This is a genomic window from Desulfosporosinus sp. OT (genome assembly GCF_000224515.1).
GTDB lineage: Bacteria > Bacillota > Desulfitobacteriia > Desulfitobacteriales > Desulfitobacteriaceae > Desulfosporosinus.
In genome coordinates this window covers 1-17,426 of the sequence record NZ_AGAF01000025.1, presented here as the reverse complement: position 1 = coordinate 17,426, position 17,426 = coordinate 1, and the positions used below count along the sequence as shown (strand labels likewise).

At 40.5% G+C, this 17,426-nt stretch carries 16 protein-coding genes, 1 pseudogene and 1 riboswitch; of the genes and pseudogenes, 8 read left to right on the top strand and 9 right to left on the bottom strand.

Annotated elements, in window-relative coordinates:
• Nucleotides 1-405 precede the first annotated feature (405 nt).
• The gene (locus tag DOT_RS02110; protein ID WP_009613527.1) at nt 406-1,557 is read left to right on the top strand and encodes an aldo/keto reductase; all 1,152 of its coding nucleotides are present in this window, start codon (nt 406-408) and stop codon (nt 1,555-1,557) included.
• Between the two features lie 220 nt (nt 1,558-1,777).
• Here the strand turns inward: DOT_RS02110 and DOT_RS02105 are convergent.
• The 3 genes and pseudogenes from DOT_RS02105 to DOT_RS02100 form a co-directional block, all read right to left on the bottom strand.
• A pseudogene (locus tag DOT_RS02105) lies at nt 1,778-3,554 on the bottom strand (reverse transcriptase domain-containing protein).
• Nucleotides 3,555-4,649: 1,095 nt separating this feature from the next.
• Nucleotides 4,650-4,805, bottom strand: coding sequence for a hypothetical protein (locus DOT_RS30140; RefSeq protein ID WP_157998389.1), 156 nt, complete (start codon nt 4,803-4,805; stop codon nt 4,650-4,652).
• 97 nt (nt 4,806-4,902) lie between these two features.
• Entirely contained in the window at nt 4,903-5,217 is a 315-nt protein-coding gene (locus tag DOT_RS02100) for a CC/Se motif family (seleno)protein (RefSeq protein ID WP_009613521.1), read from the bottom strand.
• A gap of 253 nt (nt 5,218-5,470) precedes the next feature.
• On the opposite strand from DOT_RS02100, the gene DOT_RS02095 reads away from it, so the two are divergent.
• The 3 genes from DOT_RS02095 to DOT_RS02085 all read left to right on the top strand — a co-directional run bounded on the left by DOT_RS02095 (nt 5,471) and on the right by DOT_RS02085 (nt 8,070).
• The gene (locus DOT_RS02095) at nt 5,471-6,529 is read left to right on the top strand and encodes a PocR ligand-binding domain-containing protein (RefSeq protein WP_009613519.1); all 1,059 of its coding nucleotides are present in this window, start codon (nt 5,471-5,473) and stop codon (nt 6,527-6,529) included.
• Nucleotides 6,530-6,564: 35 nt separating this feature from the next.
• Entirely contained in the window at nt 6,565-7,023 is a 459-nt protein-coding gene (locus DOT_RS02090) for a chemotaxis protein CheW (RefSeq protein WP_009613517.1), read from the top strand.
• A 117-nt stretch (nt 7,024-7,140) separates the two neighbouring features.
• The gene (locus tag DOT_RS02085) at nt 7,141-8,070 is read left to right on the top strand and encodes an HD domain-containing protein (RefSeq protein WP_040410987.1); all 930 of its coding nucleotides are present in this window, start codon (nt 7,141-7,143) and stop codon (nt 8,068-8,070) included.
• 62 nt (nt 8,071-8,132) lie between these two features.
• Here DOT_RS02085 and DOT_RS02080 read toward each other — a convergent pair whose 3' ends face one another.
• The 6 genes from DOT_RS02080 to DOT_RS02055 form a co-directional block, all read right to left on the bottom strand.
• Nucleotides 8,133-8,831, bottom strand: a complete 699-nt coding sequence (locus tag DOT_RS02080) for a hypothetical protein (RefSeq protein WP_009613513.1) — start codon at nt 8,829-8,831, stop codon at nt 8,133-8,135.
• A 166-nt stretch (nt 8,832-8,997) separates the two neighbouring features.
• Nucleotides 8,998-9,852: an ATP-binding cassette domain-containing protein gene (locus tag DOT_RS02075; protein ID WP_009613511.1), complete on the bottom strand. Its 855-nt coding sequence runs from the start codon at nt 9,850-9,852 to the stop codon at nt 8,998-9,000.
• 2 nt (nt 9,853-9,854) lie between these two features.
• Nucleotides 9,855-10,628: a cobalt ECF transporter T component CbiQ gene (gene cbiQ / locus DOT_RS02070; RefSeq protein ID WP_009613509.1), complete on the bottom strand. Its 774-nt coding sequence runs from the start codon at nt 10,626-10,628 to the stop codon at nt 9,855-9,857.
• Nucleotides 10,625-10,921, bottom strand: a complete 297-nt coding sequence (locus DOT_RS02065; RefSeq protein WP_009613507.1) for an energy-coupling factor ABC transporter substrate-binding protein — start codon at nt 10,919-10,921, stop codon at nt 10,625-10,627. The genes cbiQ and DOT_RS02065 overlap by 4 nt, the downstream gene beginning before the upstream one ends.
• Before the next feature lie 2 nt (nt 10,922-10,923).
• Nucleotides 10,924-11,736: an energy-coupling factor ABC transporter permease gene (locus DOT_RS02060; protein ID WP_083823904.1), complete on the bottom strand. Its 813-nt coding sequence runs from the start codon at nt 11,734-11,736 to the stop codon at nt 10,924-10,926.
• A 124-nt stretch (nt 11,737-11,860) separates the two neighbouring features.
• Nucleotides 11,861-12,056: riboswitch (cobalamin riboswitch) on the bottom strand.
• 72 nt (nt 12,057-12,128) lie between these two features.
• Nucleotides 12,129-12,572, bottom strand: a complete 444-nt coding sequence (locus DOT_RS02055) for a Fur family transcriptional regulator (protein ID WP_085930970.1) — start codon at nt 12,570-12,572, stop codon at nt 12,129-12,131.
• A gap of 249 nt (nt 12,573-12,821) precedes the next feature.
• On the opposite strand from DOT_RS02055, the gene DOT_RS02050 reads away from it, so the two are divergent.
• From DOT_RS02050 to DOT_RS02035, 4 genes are all read left to right on the top strand, one after another.
• Entirely contained in the window at nt 12,822-13,760 is a 939-nt protein-coding gene (locus DOT_RS02050; protein ID WP_009613501.1) for a metal ABC transporter substrate-binding protein, read from the top strand.
• Nucleotides 13,757-14,575, top strand: a complete 819-nt coding sequence (locus DOT_RS02045) for a metal ABC transporter ATP-binding protein (RefSeq protein ID WP_009613499.1) — start codon at nt 13,757-13,759, stop codon at nt 14,573-14,575. Before DOT_RS02050 ends, DOT_RS02045 begins: the two co-directional genes overlap by 4 nt.
• Nucleotides 14,559-15,416, top strand: coding sequence for a metal ABC transporter permease (locus tag DOT_RS02040; protein ID WP_009613497.1), 858 nt, complete (start codon nt 14,559-14,561; stop codon nt 15,414-15,416). The genes DOT_RS02045 and DOT_RS02040 overlap by 17 nt, the downstream gene beginning before the upstream one ends.
• Before the next feature lie 217 nt (nt 15,417-15,633).
• Nucleotides 15,634-17,394 carry an ABC transporter ATP-binding protein gene (locus DOT_RS02035; protein ID WP_050809803.1) on the top strand — a complete coding sequence of 587 codons (1,761 nt, stop codon included), beginning with the start codon at nt 15,634-15,636 and terminating at the stop codon, nt 17,392-17,394.
• The last annotated feature ends 32 nt before the right edge of the window (nt 17,395-17,426 follow it).

Below are 17,426 nucleotides of genomic sequence, written 5' to 3'. Positions count from 1 at the left end.
CCGGAAAATTCAGCGGAGATGCTCAGCTTAATTGAAGAGATCAAGCAATTGTCCCTAAATTCAGGATTCATATTAAGTACCAACAGTGGTCTTTTCGCAGGAATCAATATAGATGGTTTAAAAAGTTTAAGTTCAAAGTTCTGAAAAGTTTAACGCCATTTGGTAGTCCTCATTTTTGTACCATGGATGCTAATAACTGAACTAATTGGTAGGGATGCAAGTAAAAAGAAACAGCTTAATATGGATAGGGACTTACTCCTTAAAATACTTGACTTGGAGTTAACTCCAGGTGGTAAACTATGATACGAGGTTGATCTCTATCCGATAAATATCTTAAAGTTAGTCCTTGTTAAGGGTAGAGTCGATAACCATAAGAAGTATTCAGAAGGAGAGGAGAAAAGTAATATGGAAAAAAAATTAGGTTTTGGATGTATGAGGTTACCACTTTTTGATAAAAATGACCAGACCTCTATTGATACAGAGACGCTAAACGAACTAGTAGATACCTTTTTGGGAAAAGGATTTACTTACTTTGATACTGCTTATGTCTATCACAGTTACATGAGCGAGGACGTAATGAGAGAAGCTCTTGTAAAAAGACATAAACGAGATGAATTTGCGTTTGCGACTAAGCTTCCTATGAGAGATGTAAAAACTGTGAAAGATCAAGAAAAAGTCTTTAATGAACAGCTGGAAAAGTGCGGTGTGGAGTATTTCGATTATTATCTGCTCCACAATATTGGCGTTATGTCATATAAGAAGGCCTGTGAACTTGACAGCTTTGGTTTTGGAATTAATAAAAAGAAAGAAGGTAAGATCAAGAACCTTGGTATGTCATTCCATGATACACCGGAATTGCTGGATGAGATTTTAACGGCTCACCCTGAATTGGATTTTGTGCAGTTACAGATCAATTATATTGACTGGGAAAATCCAAGCATTCAGTCAAGAAGGTGCTATGAGGTAGCCAGAAAGCATAGCAAACCAATTATTGTCATGGAACCCTGTAAAGGAGGCTCTCTTGCTTTAGTTCCGGAAAAAGCAGAAAAGTTAATGAAAGAATATAATCCGGAAGCATCCATTCCATCCTGGGCAATCCGATTTGCAGCCAGTCAGGAAGGGGTCATTATGGTACTGAGTGGAATGAATACATTGCCACAGGTTCTTGATAATACTTTCTATATGGCGAATTTCAAACCTTTGAACGATGAAGAGTACAAGATTATCAATCAGGTAAGCGAAATCATTAATAAAAATACTGCAATTCCTTGTACAACCTGCAGATATTGCGAAAAGGGCTGTCCGCAAAAGATTGCTATCCCGGATTACTTTGCATTATATAACAGTACCAAACGTGCTACGACGGATAATTTTTCAAGTCAGTTTGTCTATTATTTAAACCTTACGGCAAATAATCATGGTAAAGCAAGTGATTGTATTGGTTGTAAGGAATGTGAGAAAGCCTGCCCACAGCATTTGAAGATAACCGAGCACTTAAAAGATGTATCAATGACCTTTGATGTGACACCTCAGTTTCCCACCAGAACGGAAAAATAGAGAGAGGCAGAGATTACTATTAGAATCAATACAACATCAAACAAAATCATGAAGAATTATTTCATTAATACATTTCTACCCACCGGAGCATTTTGGCATTAGCGGTGGGTTTTTTTGTGTTACTTTATGCATGAAATAGGCGGATTAACAAAGTAACCCGCCCCTTCCCGAACCGTACAAGCAACTTTCACCGCATACGGCTCTCCATATTCCAGATGGGTTATCGTCGTTTTAGTTGATTAAGCTGAAACCTGCCGGTTTCGGCATCGGCAAAGCAGTGAGCGCAGAGGGGTATCTGTCGCCGGTTGATATCCAGCATGACAGTGACAATCGGAGAGTATGGCTTCTCGAGTTTCTTCTTTGTTTTCCTGTGGTACATGCTGACACGAAAATTCGGATTGCCGTATATATAGCAGACACTGGCCAGGGGGTCAATCAAGTTGTACTGAGGCAAGAATACAGATTTAGTTGCCGATTTGAATATGGTGAAGAAGTTCTTTTGCCTAGCAAAGGATTTGTATAATGCCAAGGAAACTGTACAGACTTTATTCTTAGCATTTCTGAAACTAACCGATAGAGATTTTCCAAAGCGGGCAAATACTTTCTTAATGCTGATGTCAAATTTTCGTGCCAGGGTTTTAGCGATAGAAAACATTACAACGTATTGAATACGCCAGCCCTTAAAGAAATTGGAGCAGCCGCGTTGCTGGGTCAGGAGTCCGCGGAGTACCTGGTTGCCGTATTTGATGATTTCTTCCGGGGGGTTCCTAAGGAGGCGAGAGATACCAATGGGATAGTAATTGCCTGTGCACATACCATTTTCACGTAGCTTTTTCAGAATACCATCCGTATTCATGAAAATACGGATGGTTGAATCAAAAGGGTTGTATTGAGAAAATTTGCTGTGTTTGATAATGCCCTTGCGGATGATATATCCGAGGAAAGTTACGTCATTATCTGTGGCATGTGTGATTTTGGTTTTCTCATCGCTCAACCTCAGGCAGAGTTCATTTTTCAAGAACTCCTTGATTTTCTGCTTCAAGGCGATTGCGTTGGCCTTAGGAGCAATTAGGCCAATCAGAAAATCGTCGGCATAGCGCACATATTTTACTCTGCGGAAATTGGGGTCGTACCTATCTCTGGTCGGAAGTTTCTTTGTTTCAGATTTCAGGTGCTTAATGATCTCTGGGTCACTGCCGTTGCTGATCGCCTTTTTGTAAAGGTATCTTGTTTTGGCGTAGTCAGGGTTTTGTCGACGATAGCGACCTGAGGTGTCTGTTTCAATGTTGTTTTTCATAAATCTATCTAGTTTATTGAGATAGATGTTGCAGAGTATGGGGCTGCAACAAGAACCCTGTGCGTTTCCGGTTTTGGTCCCATGATAAATGTGCTGCATGTCGAAATAACCGGCCTTGAGTATCTTGTTGATGAGCCGTATGAAATGTTCGTCGCTGATACGCTCACGAAGTATTGTCTCAAGTTTGCGATGGTCGATTTCATCAAAGCAGGCGGAGATGTCACCCTCAATGAACCAAATCGTACCTCTCCACGTCTCTACCTCGGCTATGGCGCTTTGAGTAGACCGTTTTGGCCGGAAACCGTGAGAAAGGTTAGAAAAGGTGGGTTCGTAGATGCACTCCAGGATAATGCGGGTTGCCTCCTGAACGAGCTTGTCCTTTCCGTTTGGAAAGCCGAGTTTGCGCATTTTGCCATTGCTTTTTAGTATCATCGTTGTTCTGTTTGGCTGAGGCTGGTAGGATTGGTCGCGCATGGAAGCGATAAGTTCCGTAATCCATTCCTCGCAGAAGCCATGCAGGGAGGTGCCATCTGCGCCAGAGGTCTCTGCTCCGTCGTTGGACTTAACGGAGTTGTAAGCGATGATGTACAGGGTCTCTGCTGTAGAACAAGCGATAAAGGTCACTGTTGACGTAGCAATGGTCGGCACTGTTCCGACGGCGATAACCTTCCAATCTTTCCACGAGTTTTGATTGCCTCATTCAAAGCAACTCCTCTCAAAATTGGAACTTGGAATACTGCCCCCCTTCACCATGTGCTTTCCATTACAGAAGGCCGTTAGGCTACTATTAGGGCTCTCTGCCATATGCCGTAATGCAGCACTTCGGCAGGTCACGTTTGACAGCTTCATATAGTATATCCATACTTAGGTACCCGGTTGGTCGTTACCCTGCTCACCACAGGTGCGTCAATAGGCCTGCTTATACCCAACTTTCCTGATATTGGGGATACCCATTAATGCCGGTGTATGACGGCAGTGTTTTTAGCCACAGACCCGGGTTCAGCCCACAGGCTTTACCATATATGGCCTGACTCGCCAGGCAACTCGACAGCGTTAGCAGTCTAATCCTGACTTTGCCGACATGCTCTTGTCCCCCAGAGGCTTTCGCATGAGGTTAGTCGGTTGTCTTACATCGCAGCGCAGGAGCGATGATTTCTGAAAAAAAAATATATGAAACGCACAACGTGCGCAAAGGAAATAAAGGATAATGGTGGAATTATGTAGAAGAAAAATGACTTGAACCCAGGTGGAGACTTATGAATTCCGTCATATTTCTTAGAATTAAAGGATTCTTAGAATATTTTCATTAGGCAAGAGAAAGGAATGGTTTATGAAAAAGAAAATTCATATATGGATTTTTGTTGTTTCAACCACAGCCGGACAGTAATTTGAATGCATATCCAGGTCACCATCCCCGAAACCAAATCACCACGCCGTTTCGCCTTGCTAAGCTCAAAAGAACACGCGGTTAGACAACCGCATTCAAAGTATACGCATGCAGTAAGCCAATTTTCTAAGAGCCTGGTACAGGAAAATCTGCACGTAGGGTTCCGTGGGAGTTGGGTCATTATGAAATAAGAAAAACTTTGGGTTCAAAGAGATATGAGAAGTAAACTTAAGGTCATGTTGGATAGATGGGTACTGGTTATTCTCTAGGAAACCAATAGAATACACTTATTGTTCCCGACTTTTAATTGCTAAGCATAAGGGAGATGGCTAAACAACCGTTTTAGTCATCTCCCTTAAATTTAGTTAACTGGTTGCGGGAAAAATGGTTTTTGTATTGTTTGGAAATTTAAAATGAATTTCCAGCAAATACAACAGCAATGAGAAAGATACTAACCTTAAATACGGCCCCGGCTGAAGACTTAACTTGAATCAACAGATCACTGAACAGATAATCAGCGGGGTTCAATACTACATTTATACCGATGGAGACGGCACGAAACATTATTTCAAATATGATTCATCGAAAATTCTATCGTCGATGAATTAAACCCCACAGACGATACCCTATTTTCTAATTGGCAGGGAAGAGGAGGTCGACTTTAGTATTTTATAACCCAATCTGTAACGATGAGCCCTTTAATAAAGCCAAAACCTTGAGCATCAATAGTAACTTCTGATTTGCTAATAAGATTACGATCATAATACACCGTAATTCCGTCGACTTCGAATGCATAAAAATTTTCAGGCTTGTGAGGGCGTCCTTTGCGTACGGCAGGAGGCGTGGAAAGCGGGACGCAGCAATCCGTAACTACAAAACGTTCAATGTATAGTTCGATTTTTTTTGCTTTTTGAAGGAGCTCTAAAGCTTTCTGGGTAATGTTAATTTTCATCTTCGTTGTATGGTTAAGATCCATGCGGATTCATGATCCTCCTCATCGTTCAACTTTATCTCATTCTAACACCTTTGGATTCGGTTGCAAGTCATTGGAGGTAATCAATTAGATATGTTACACGCCAATACGAAAATCATTAAAAAAGTAAAAGAAGTAGATAATATTCGATAATGTCGAAATATAAAGAAAAAAGAAGGAGTATCTGCTTTTTGTATCGAATATAAGCGAGCACATATATTTCTTGATTAGAGCGTATTTAATAGGAGGAATGGTAATGAGTCAATATCACGAGGCAAATGGAAAAAATGTAGGTGGTAGTTTGGACATAAGTACAGTGAAGCTCAAGGATGTTATAGACATTGATTTTTTGCAGCGATTCCAAGATGATTTTGCTAAAGGTGTTGGTTTGGCAAGTGTAACGGTTGACCCTGACGGTACCCCTATTACAAATCCAAGTAGTTACACTCGATTTTGTATGGATTATACCCATTCTACAGAATGCGGTGACAAACGGTGTGCTGAATCACATCGCAAAGGTGGAGAAGAAGCCGCTCGGACAGGTAAACCAGTAATCTATGAATGTCATGCAGGACTGATAGACTTTGCTGCACCGATTATGCTGGAAGGGCGGCAGATTGGTACTATTTTAGGGGGACAAGTATTAACGGATGTTCCTAACGATAAAAAGTACCGTAAGATTGCCAACGAAATCGGTGTGGATGAGGAAGGATATGTCGAGGCAGTCCAAGAAGTTCGAAAGTTGTCGCGCGAGAGCATTGAAGCTGCGGCTAACGTATTGTTTATTGTTGCTAATAATATGTCGAGCACTGCTTATCAACAGCGAAAGCTTAAATCAGTAACAACTATACTCGACGATGGATTGGGACAAATTTCTGCAACTATGGAACAATTGGCGGCTTCTGCAAGTGATATAAGTAATAATCAGGCGAACTTGAATCACGAGATAAAAAATGTTAATGCGATAACCGGCAAAATTGATGAGGTAATGGATTTTATTAAGGAAATTGCAGATGAAACCCGCTTATTAGGTTTAAATGCAGCAATTGAAGCAGCACGAGCGGGTGAGGCTGGACTAGGATTTGGTGTTGTAGCCCAAGAAATCAGGAAGCTTTCGGCCGATTCAAAAGAAACAGTTGGTAAAATCAAAGATTTAACCACAATCATTAAGGATTCGGTACACAAAACAGTAACCATGGGAAATGAAACAACGTCTACTATTGAGCAGCAAACAGCTGCCATTGAACAAGTGACAGTAAGCGTCATGGAAATTGCAAGTCTTACAGAACAATTAAATGATCTTACGAATGCCTAGTAAGTAGGGATTTTATAGAAGGGCGGCGATCATTGGTGAGCGTCCAATTAGTTGTATTTGAATTAGATAATAAAGAATATGGTATTGATGTTTTAGCTGTTAACGGTATTTTGCGGGCAAGAAAATATAAAGTGCAGAATTTGCCTGGTACAGATAAATCGATAGAAGGCATGATAAATTTGCGTGGGAATGTGAATTATATTTTCAATCTACGGACTAAGTTTGATTTAATCAACAAGGAAATCTCCAACGAAAGCAAATTTATTATGTTAAATGTCAATGAATCAGCTACAGGTTGTCTTGTAGATGAGGTTACAGATATAGTTAAGTTGAAAGATGAAGAGGTGCAGTTGGTGCCAAGTTTTCTCAGTGTCGGTAATGAAAATTTCATCACTGGTATTGGAAAACTTGAAGACCGGATGATTATTATTCTGGATCCCCAAAAAATGTTTGCTCAAGAATATGCTAATCTTCAGGATGTTGCCGTTAAATAATTAATGAGTCCGCAGAGTAACGACCGAAACCTCACTCGTATAACGGGTGGGGTTTCGGTGTCTTTGCGATTTGTTATAATGGTTGTACTATGAGCGGTAAAAGAAAGGATGAATTCAATGCTGAAAGATTGTAAAAATGGGGAACGATTTGAGGGGACTGTACTAGTCACCGAATGGAAAGAGGTTCCCTTTCGACAAAAGCCGGGAGCATATCTCTCATTGATCTGCCAGGATCGTTCTGGGACGATTCAAGGGAAAATATGGGACTATAAACCACAAGTTCTTATGTGGTTAAAAGAACAGGATATCTTCAACGTCAAAGGAGTTGCTTCAGAGTACCGTGGCACACTGGATCTTACCATTGAGACCATCCAAATGATTCCCAAGGAAGACGTAGATTTAGGTGCTCTTTTGCCGAGTTCATTTGTCACAGCTGAAGAGTTAGAAAATCGTCTAAAACTTATCTTGGCAAAGATAAGCCATCCTAAGCTTAAAAACCTGCTAGAACAGTTCCTAGCCCATCCGGAATGGGGAACGGCCTATCGGCAAGCTCCTGCTGCTATGAAAATTCATCAGGCCTATCTTCGCGGGCTTTGGGAGCATAGTGTTAGAGTAGCTGAGATCGTGGATGGGATTGCGGGGCATTACCCAGCAATTAATCGCGATTTAGCCTTGACTGGGGCCCTTTTGCATGACATGGGAAAGATCGGGGAGTACACTTACGATAGAGGGATTAAGGTTACAACGGAAGGACGTCTTCTGGGCCACATTATCATAGGAATCGAGATTTTAACAGAAGAGATCGCGCAAATCCCTGATTTCCCACGTGAATTACGATCTAAGTTGGTGCATATTATTACCAGCCATCATGGAAAATACGAATGGCAGTCTCCTAAACGACCGAAGCTAATGGAAGCGTTGGTGATTCACTATGCGGATGTTATGGATGCTGATCTTTTCCAGTTTGAGCAAGCAAAAGAGAACCATCCGAATGATGAATGGTCCCCGTATATTCCAAGTATGGAGCGCTGTATTTACTTAAAGTAGGAGTCACTACCGTGTTCACACACGCTGCATTGCTATTCACTTAACGATGTGGAGCATCAACATCAACATTCAGCCATTAATTTATACTCCCAAAAGCGATTGGCTATGAGGCGCAGGCAAAAGGGGTGTTTTGCCCAGATGTCGGGGTTATCAAGAGATAGCATGAGAGCATAAGCTTGACGGCAAGTAGATATTAGGGGGTAAACCTTGGCGATATGAGCCAGAACCGATAGGATGGCTTCACGCCTTTCAGGGTGAAATAAGTTTTGGATATAGCGGCGACTGTGAGGAGTCAGGCGAAAACGTGTTAAATCAGAAGCCAGGGGGTTTATCTCATCCAGCGAAAAGGCGACTACCCCTAATTCTGGAAGGTCAGCTAAGACGTCGGATGTCTGCAAAAATTGCATGAGGTGTTCTTGAATCTCAAACGGCGGAAATGAGAAAATGCCCGGCGTTGAGGATAATATTCGAATGCGCAGCAGGTTGGCCTGAATCATCTTTTCGTTTTTCATAAAGCGAGGGGAGCGCTGAGTCATGTACTGAATCAGAGTTGCTAAAACTACGTTTCCTTCGCAGGCTTGCTGTTCCCAATACGGCAATAGGCGCAAAATATCGTCTGCAAGGGGTGGACAGGGTTGATCAAAGAGTTGGTATTCAATTATCGTACTCAAGGATTCACGAGTGGGGTTCGCAAGTAAGATGCGCCGCAGTTCGGGATGGAATGCTAGTGAAGTTGATTTTTTATTATCTGTGCGATTCATCGAAGGCGCCTCCTCCGTAGATTAAATAGTTAAAGCATATTGAGTTGTAGTTTATGTTATTTGCTGCGTTCTATCCTTAAGAATGCCCTCATTCGATAATAAATAAAAAAGAAAGGACAGCTTTATCGGCTGTCCTAGAGAGCTGGTTCTATAGTTTAAACTTGTTCTATGCACTTTGCTGATCGCTCTTGGGCGGAATGTTGCGAAGTAGATCTTCTTTTGTTTTAGGTAAAGGGGTAGATGGAGGCAACCAGCCCTTCTTCACTAACTCGCTATGCATTTCAATCAGCCAAGGAAGTGCCAAATCAGCACGTTGAATAAGGTCCGATTGCAGGAAAAGTTCACTCGGTTCTCCATGGCCGATGATCTCGCCACTGCACATAATAGCTATCCGGTCTGAAAACGAATAGGCTAAATCAACATCATGAGTGGAAATGATAATTGTCTTTCCGCTGTCTCGCAATTTTTTCAGAAGCTGCATAAACTCGAGTGCATGACGGGGGTCCAGTCCCGCTGTTGGTTCATCAAATATAATTACCTCTGGTTCCATTGCTAAAACGCCTGCGATAGAAACACGCTTTTTCTGTCCGTAACTTAATAAGTGAGTGGGCTTGTCGACAAGGTCTGTGGTTTCTGTGTCGATCAGAGCTTGTTTAACTCTAGCCGCCACTATTTCTTCTGAAAGTCCAAGATTGAGAGGGCCAAACGAGATATCCTGATAAACACTAGCCGAAAATAGCTGACTGTCTGGATCTTGAAAGACAATTCCCACTTTCTTGCGTAATTCTATCAAGGCCTTGTTGGAATATGTAATATCTCGTCCCTGGTACTTTATACAGCCTGAATTCGGACGATAGATTCCATTAAACTGCATAAATAAAGTGGATTTTCCGGCTCCGTTTGATCCCAGAATGGCAAGCCTTTCTCCTTTTTCAACTTGCAAACACACTTTGCGTAATGCATTCGTACCATCAGGATAAGAATATTTTAAATCTACGGCTTCAAGTATAACTTCTGGCAAATTCATGACCTCCCAAGCAAATTCAACAAGATCAAAGGAAGTTCAAACACAATGATAAGAATGTAATTTCTGAAGCTAATAGGATACTTCTTAGTTAGTACTTTAATTTCTCCCGTGTAACATCGTGCTGCCATAGCATTGTAGAGTTCTTGAGATTTCACAAAAACTTTCCCCAGAAGCGAAGTAAAAAGGCGACTGAGAGAGCGATAAGAACTTTTCATGGACACGTAACCTAAACGGGAAGACTGGGCGCGTCGAATGGTGGTGGCTGTTTCCATAAAGACAAAGATAAAACGATAAATGAGCACCATTAATTCAGTAATGATTACGGGGACTTTCATTTTATGAAGTACGGTAATTATCTCAGTTATAGGAGTAGTAAGGGCTAGAAAGTATAGACAAGAAACAGCTCCTAATGATTTTAGAAACAGATGAATCGCGGTGATTAAATCGGGATAATGGATCCCAATGGTTAGCCCCTTAATGGTTTGAGCAAGCCAAAATCCTGAAGGATTGGTCGAGATTGAAAAAGCAATCGTTAAAACGCTAATAAAGAGAAAGGAAAGAGGAACGAACATAAGGTTAAGAAAAACCCGGATTGGGATACCAGCTCTAATGATTATCCCTCCAGCCATGAAGGCTAAGACGATAAGAGGGGTGATCACTGTCGTCGAGGTTAGACAGACCACCATGGTACTCATTGCAAAAAGAGATTTTTCCACGGGGTGAACCGTTCTCAAATTATTGCTATAGGCGTAACAATCAATGTTGATCATGTCCGATCCTTCTTGCTCGCAGTGGATTTCCCTTTAGAATAGCCTAAGTAATAAAAGACGAACCCGCTTCCTATGGCAGCCTGCAAGGCAAACAAGAACGATTCAACTTCTGCACTTGGTGGTTGCCACAGGGGTTTAAACCAAGGTTTATAATTGGCATTGAGTGAGCTGATCGCTTGTTCGGCCTGATCATCTGCGCCAGCAAATTGAGCACCGCGTGTCATAAAAAGCGGAGCAAAGGCTAGGACAGCTACTATTACCAGCAACAGTCCGTTCTTGGCAATTGGCTTCATGCTTACATCCCCCGTTTTCTGGTGGGTAATTCTTTTCCTGTAAATATAGCCAAAATTTGCAATTCTTTTTGACTGTAAGAACTAAGGATATTAATCACCAATACTGTAAGGATACCTTCACTTATAGCTAAAGGTATCTGAGTGAAAGCAAAAATACTCATGAATTTTAGTACGGAGGCCATTACTCCGCCCGAAGCCGCAGGAAAAGCAAGCCCTAACTGGAAGGAGGTCGTTACGTAGGTCATTAAATCGCCTAGGGTAGCCGATAGAAAAACAGATAGCCACAGGGGAGCTCCAAGTTTCTTAGTAACCTTATAGATACCATAAGAGACAAACGGTCCAACAATTCCCATGGAAAACGTGTTTGCTCCTAGAGTTGTTATTCCGCCATGAGCAAGTAGAAGCGCTTGAAAGATTAAGACAATCATACCCAATACCGTCATGGCAGTAGGTCCAAACAGAATTGTACCCAAACCTACTCCTGTCGGGTGTGAAGAGCTACCGGTCACTGAGGGGATTTTCAAAGCTGACAAAACGAAAGCAAACGCGCCGGCCATACCGAGCAACATCTTCAAACTAGGGTGGAGGGTCACTGTTTTCTTAATTGATCGCACACCGGCGATAACAAACGGGATCATAACTATCCACCAGAAGGCTGCCCAATTATACGGCAAAAACCCTTCCATAATATGCATAGCATAGGCATTATCTGGGAATACTATGTATATAGTAAGAACGCAAGCTGCGAATAGAACGATATTTTTGAACTTATGGAGATTCAAATCAACAACTCCTTTGCCAAAGTTAAGCCTCATTATAACGATAGCCTCCTTTCCCAGCTGAAAAAGAGAAACAATAAACCTCCTGCACCCAAAAGCAGGAGGTTATAAATATGTCTATAACATAAATACCCATACCTTCTCATCCATCGTGAGTGCTAAAGGTGAATTTCAAATGAGCAGGTTTCCTGGCTTAGGTTCATCATAGCCTTACGTCTTCCCGGACAAATCCAGTGACATATTGTAAGGCTACTCCTTATTACAGTGGCGGGACCGCGTCAGAATTAAACTGACTTCCCTTTTAAACACTTTCTTCAAAGTAAGAAGGAAAGTGTACTCATTTTTGTATTATTCAATTACTTTTTTTAAGACTAGCATAGATAAAATTGTCTGTCAATGATTTGTTAGGCACTAGCAGATTTTGTCGTTCAAGAATGAATCCTTTGACAATTATGACAATAACCATATATTTCTAGATTGTGTCCAGTAACCTCGAAATCCAGTTTCTTTTTTAAGGTCTGTTGGAGTTCTCCTATGGGGCACTCTTCCAGAGAAATCAACTTGTGACAGCCGACGCAGAAAAGATGGTGTTTGTGTTCATGATGATTTAGCTCATATCGCACTTTACCATCGTCCACCCTATTTGATTTAATAACCAGGTTTTTAGACGTAAACGTGTCAAGAGTCCTATAGACAGTTGACAGATTTATCGAAGCTGTCTTCTCCCGTAGCAATATAAACAGTTGTTCTGCCGTCACTGGAGATTCAGACTGTTCAAGTAGTTCTAGAATGGCGAACCTGTGCCTAGTGCTTTTAACACCTTCTCTTTTAAGGACTTCCTTATATTTAAGGTTTTGTTCCAACAAGATCATCCCTTTAATTTTAATAGTTCTCTACACTCTCTATGTTCATTCTAATCCTTTTAAATTTTTTAGCAACATTTTGCCCCTTAAAACTTGTCGAACGTTGGGTATCAGTGTGTTACAACCACGACATAAATTTTTAATTCAATGATTAAGAAGGAAAGTAATGGTTTACAATTATGAGTGAAAGAGTATAATGTGTGTAGAGGAGATGCAAATGGGTTGCATTTGCAAATGCGAAAGAGGGTATATTGATCAATGCATTCAAAGTTCATTAAATTTCTAAGCCTAATTCTATTAAGCTTGTTAGTCCTAAGTGGGTGTGGGCCTAACAACGAGTCAAAGACGACTGTTAGTCAAACCACAGGTTCAAGCCCAGTTATCAACACCAGTGAAAAACCAATAACAATCGCTGCTTCATTCTATCCGATGTACATTTTTACTTTAAACGTTGCCAAGGATATGCCCAATGTAAAGGTTATTGATATGACCAAGCCGACGACCGGCTGCCTTCATGATTATGTAGTGACACCTGACGATATGAAGAATCTCGAGGGAGCACAATTCTTGATTACCAACGGAGCCGGCATGGAATCCTTCATGGATAAAGTTACGAGTCAAATGCCGAATTTGCAAATAGTTGATTCCAGTAAAGGAATTAAGCTTATTAAAGGTGAAGGTGATGAAGGAGACAATCCTCATCTATGGGTGAGTATCACGAATGCCATTACCCAGGTGAGTAATATTGGAGAGCAACTCTCTGCGTTGGACCCTACGAATGCAGCTAAATATAAAGAAAACACTAATGCCTACATTAAAAAGCTCGAAGTGGAAAGAGACAAAATGCACCAAACCTTAGACGGTGTGAAAAACCGGGATATCGTTACCTTTCATGAGGCATTCCCCTATTTCGCACAGGAATTCAATTTGAACATAGCGGGAGTCATTGAACGTGAACCGGGTTCGGAACCTAGTGCCAAAGAACTGGCAGAAACAATCGACGAAGTAAAAAGTCTGAATGTAAAAGCTCTCTTTGCTGAACCGCAATATTCCACTAAAGCGGCAGATACAATCGCGAAAGAGACTAGTGCTAAAGTTTATACGCTGGACCCAATCGTAACGGGACCTATGGACGCTGATGCCTATATCAATATTATGGATAGCAATCTAAAAACATTACAAGAGGCCTTAGAATGAAACATCACAATTGTGCACAAAGTTGTCAAGGTTCCTGCGAATGTGGTTTGTGTTGTACCAAAATAAAAAATTTTGGTGTTACACGCAGTGGAATAGAAATATTAAGAGCTGTCAATCTCCACATACACTGTGGAGATTTGACAGCGATTATCGGGCCCAACGGCGCAGGGAAAAGCACTTTGCTTAAAGCTATTCTGGGAGATATTCCGCACACTGGAGAACTCCAATTTCTTGATGCTAAAGACGAAGGAACAATTCGACCGTCCATGGGTTATGTTCCGCAAAAGCTTGATCTGGACTCTAGTTCTCCGACAAGCGTACTTGATTTATTTGCCGCAGCTCATACAAAGATACCTATTTGGTTTGCTTACCCCAAAAAGATACGTGAACGTGTTCGCGAAAGTCTCGCAAGAACTCAGGGAGAACATTTAATCAATAAACGATTAGGGGCTTTATCAGGAGGGGAGTTACAAAGAGTTTTATTAGCACTCTCCCTCGATCCAATTCCTCACATCTTACTGCTGGATGAACCAGTATCCGGTATTGACCAAAGAGGTTTAGAGTTATTCTATAAAACAGTTTCTACACTTAGAGAAAACTACGATTTATCAATTATCTTGGTCTCGCATGATCTGAATTTAGTAGCGGAATATGCTGATCGTGTAGCATTTGTGAATAATAAAACGATTGAGTGTGTGGGAACTCCGCAAGAAGTATTCAGTAATGAAAAAGTAATTCAAACGTTTGGCCTAGATTGGTCAAAACGTAATTTGAACGATGAGAAGGATAGGGTAGCTAATGCACTTTTGGTATAGTTTGGTCGATTTGTTGCTGCCTTTCGGATGGTTACAGCATGCATTTATGAAGAACGCTCTGCTGGGTGTTTTATTAGTAACGCCAATTTTTGGATTGTTAGGCACAATGATTGTCAATAATAAAATGGCTTTCTTTTCTGATTCGTTGGGTCATTCTGCATTAACGGGTATTGCCATTGGTGTTATTGTGGGTAAAATATTTCCCCTTTTAGGAATAAAACCTATTTGGTCAATGCTCTGCTTTTCAGTCTTGATTACGATCGCAATTCTAATAGTCAAAGAAGCAAACACAGCTTCTACTGATACAATCATCGGTGTGTTTTCGTCTACTGCTATGGCGCTTGGGATAGTGTTACTTTCGCGCAACGGAGGATTTACAAAATACTCCGCTTATTTAATTGGTGATTTGTTGAGTATTAGTTCATCCGATTTGTTGACCCTCGGAATCGTATTTGTTGTTGTTATTGTTCTATGGGCCGTTATTTTTAATAAGCTTCTTATGGCCAGTATGAATCAATCTCTAGCAAGCAGCAGAGGAATTAATGTTCGACTTTATGAATACTTATTCGCCATGATTATGGCAGTTATCGTAACCATTTCGATTCAATGGGTTGGGATACTTATTATTAGTTCACTCCTGATTTTGCCAGCAGCTTCTTCTCGGAATATAGCTAAAAACATAAGGCAATACCATGTTTACTCTGTTTTGATTGCCCTTATTTCAGGAGTATCCGGATTGATCTTATCTTATTTTTGGGGGACTGCTACTGGGGCAACTATTGTTCTGATATCATCAGTATTTTTTGCGGTTACCTTTATTATGAAGTTAAGGCTTGGGTGAAGTCTAATAACCTTTCCAATTAAATATAATTCACCTTCTATAAAGATAAGATTAGACCACGGAGGTTGCTCTTAGTAGGCTCAACCGCGTGGTCTTTTTAGTATAAAACAACAATTATGATATAATTATTGAAGTCTAGTAGTCGTTATAGTTATAGGAGTTGAACAGCTTGAGACAAGGGATAGGGAGATTAAGATTTGCGAATGAAAAAATAGAAATGCCCAGGGTCACCCAAAAAATGCTCGCTAGGATATTGAGCTATTTTAGGCCTTTTTGGATGAGACTGCTTCTTGTTATTGGCACAATAATACTGGCTTCGATTCTGGGGCTTGTTCCGTCGATACTCATTAAAAATATATTGGACAAAGCTTTGCCACAAAAGGATTTGAAACTTTTAAGTCTTTACATTTTTATTTCCATAGCTATCACGATAATGCTTGGACTTTTACAAGTAGCCCAGTCGTACTTAAGTGTCTGGATTTCAAAACATATAATTCTAACCATGAAAAATCAAATGTATGCTCATTTGCAGAAAATGTCCTTAACTTTTTACTCCGTGGCCAAGCCTGGGGAGATCATTACCAGAATAACTTCTGATATCGATGGAATTGAAGATATATTTAACTCTACAGTGGTAAATGCTTTAAGTAGTGTTATCGTTCTCATCTCTACAGCTACAGTATTAATCATGATGAACTGGAAACTTGCTGTAGTAGGTATGATCATCTTGCCGACATTTATAATCCCCACCAGGAAAGTTGGCAAGATGAGATGGGAAATTGCAACAAAAAGTCAGGAAAAAAGAAGTGATCTTAACCAGATCATTCAAGAGACCCTGAGTATAAGTGGAGCCATACTTTCCAAAATATTTACGAAGGAAAAGGATGAATATGAAAATTTTAAACAGACGAATGAAGACGTTGTAAGTCTGCAAATAAGGGAATCGGTTGTAGGTAGATGGTATAGGATGACAATAACTACCTTTATAGCGATCGGCCCAATGCTGATTTACTTTTATGGAGGATATTTATACATTAAGGGCGAAATGTCAATAGGAGGCATAATCGCTTTTGTAGCGCTGTTAGTAAGACTTTATTCGCCAGTCTCACAGCTGTCAAATATTCATATTGATGTTACACGGTCGTTGGCCTTATTTCAAAGAATCTTTGAGTATTTTGATCAGCGACAAGAGATAGAAGACAAACAGGACGCTATTAGTTTAGAGTTTATAAAAGGCAAGGTTGATTTCGAACATGTTTATTTTTCCTATAACAATAGGGTTCAGGTTTTAAAAGATATCAGTTTTTCCGTAAATCCGGGAACTATGGTTGCTCTGGTTGGTTCTAGTGGTGCGGGGAAAACAACCATTACGAATCTAATACCGAGACTTTATGAAGTGATCAAGGGCAGCATTAAAATTGATGGCAGGGATATCAGAGATGTAACTTTAGAGTCGCTTCGCAAGCAGATAGGCATTGTTATGCAAGAACCGTATCTTTTTAATGATAATATAGAAGAAAATTTAAGATATGGGAAAGCTAATGCTACAGAGGAAGAAATCATCGAAGCTTGTAAAGCAGCCTATATTCACGACTTTATTATGACGTTGCCGGATAACTATAAAACAGTAGTAGGAAATAGAGGCATTAAGCTTTCCGGTGGAGAAAAACAAAGAGTGTCTATTGCTAGGGTGATCTTGAAAAACCCAAGAATTATTATTCTCGATGAAGCGACGTCCTCGTTAGATTCAGTATCTGAGATGTATATTCAGAAGGCTATGGTCCCATTGTTAAAAAATAGAACAAGTTTTGTTATTGCTCATCGATTGTCAACGGTTCTCGCATCGGAACAAATTTTTGTAATTGAAAATGGAATGGTCGCAGAAATTGGCAAACATGATGAATTAATTAGAAAAGAAGGTCTCTATAAACAGCTTTATGATACACAGTTCAAATCTCAGATAAAATCGTCATATTAGTTCGAGAGGCATGGGTAAAGTAAAACGTATAC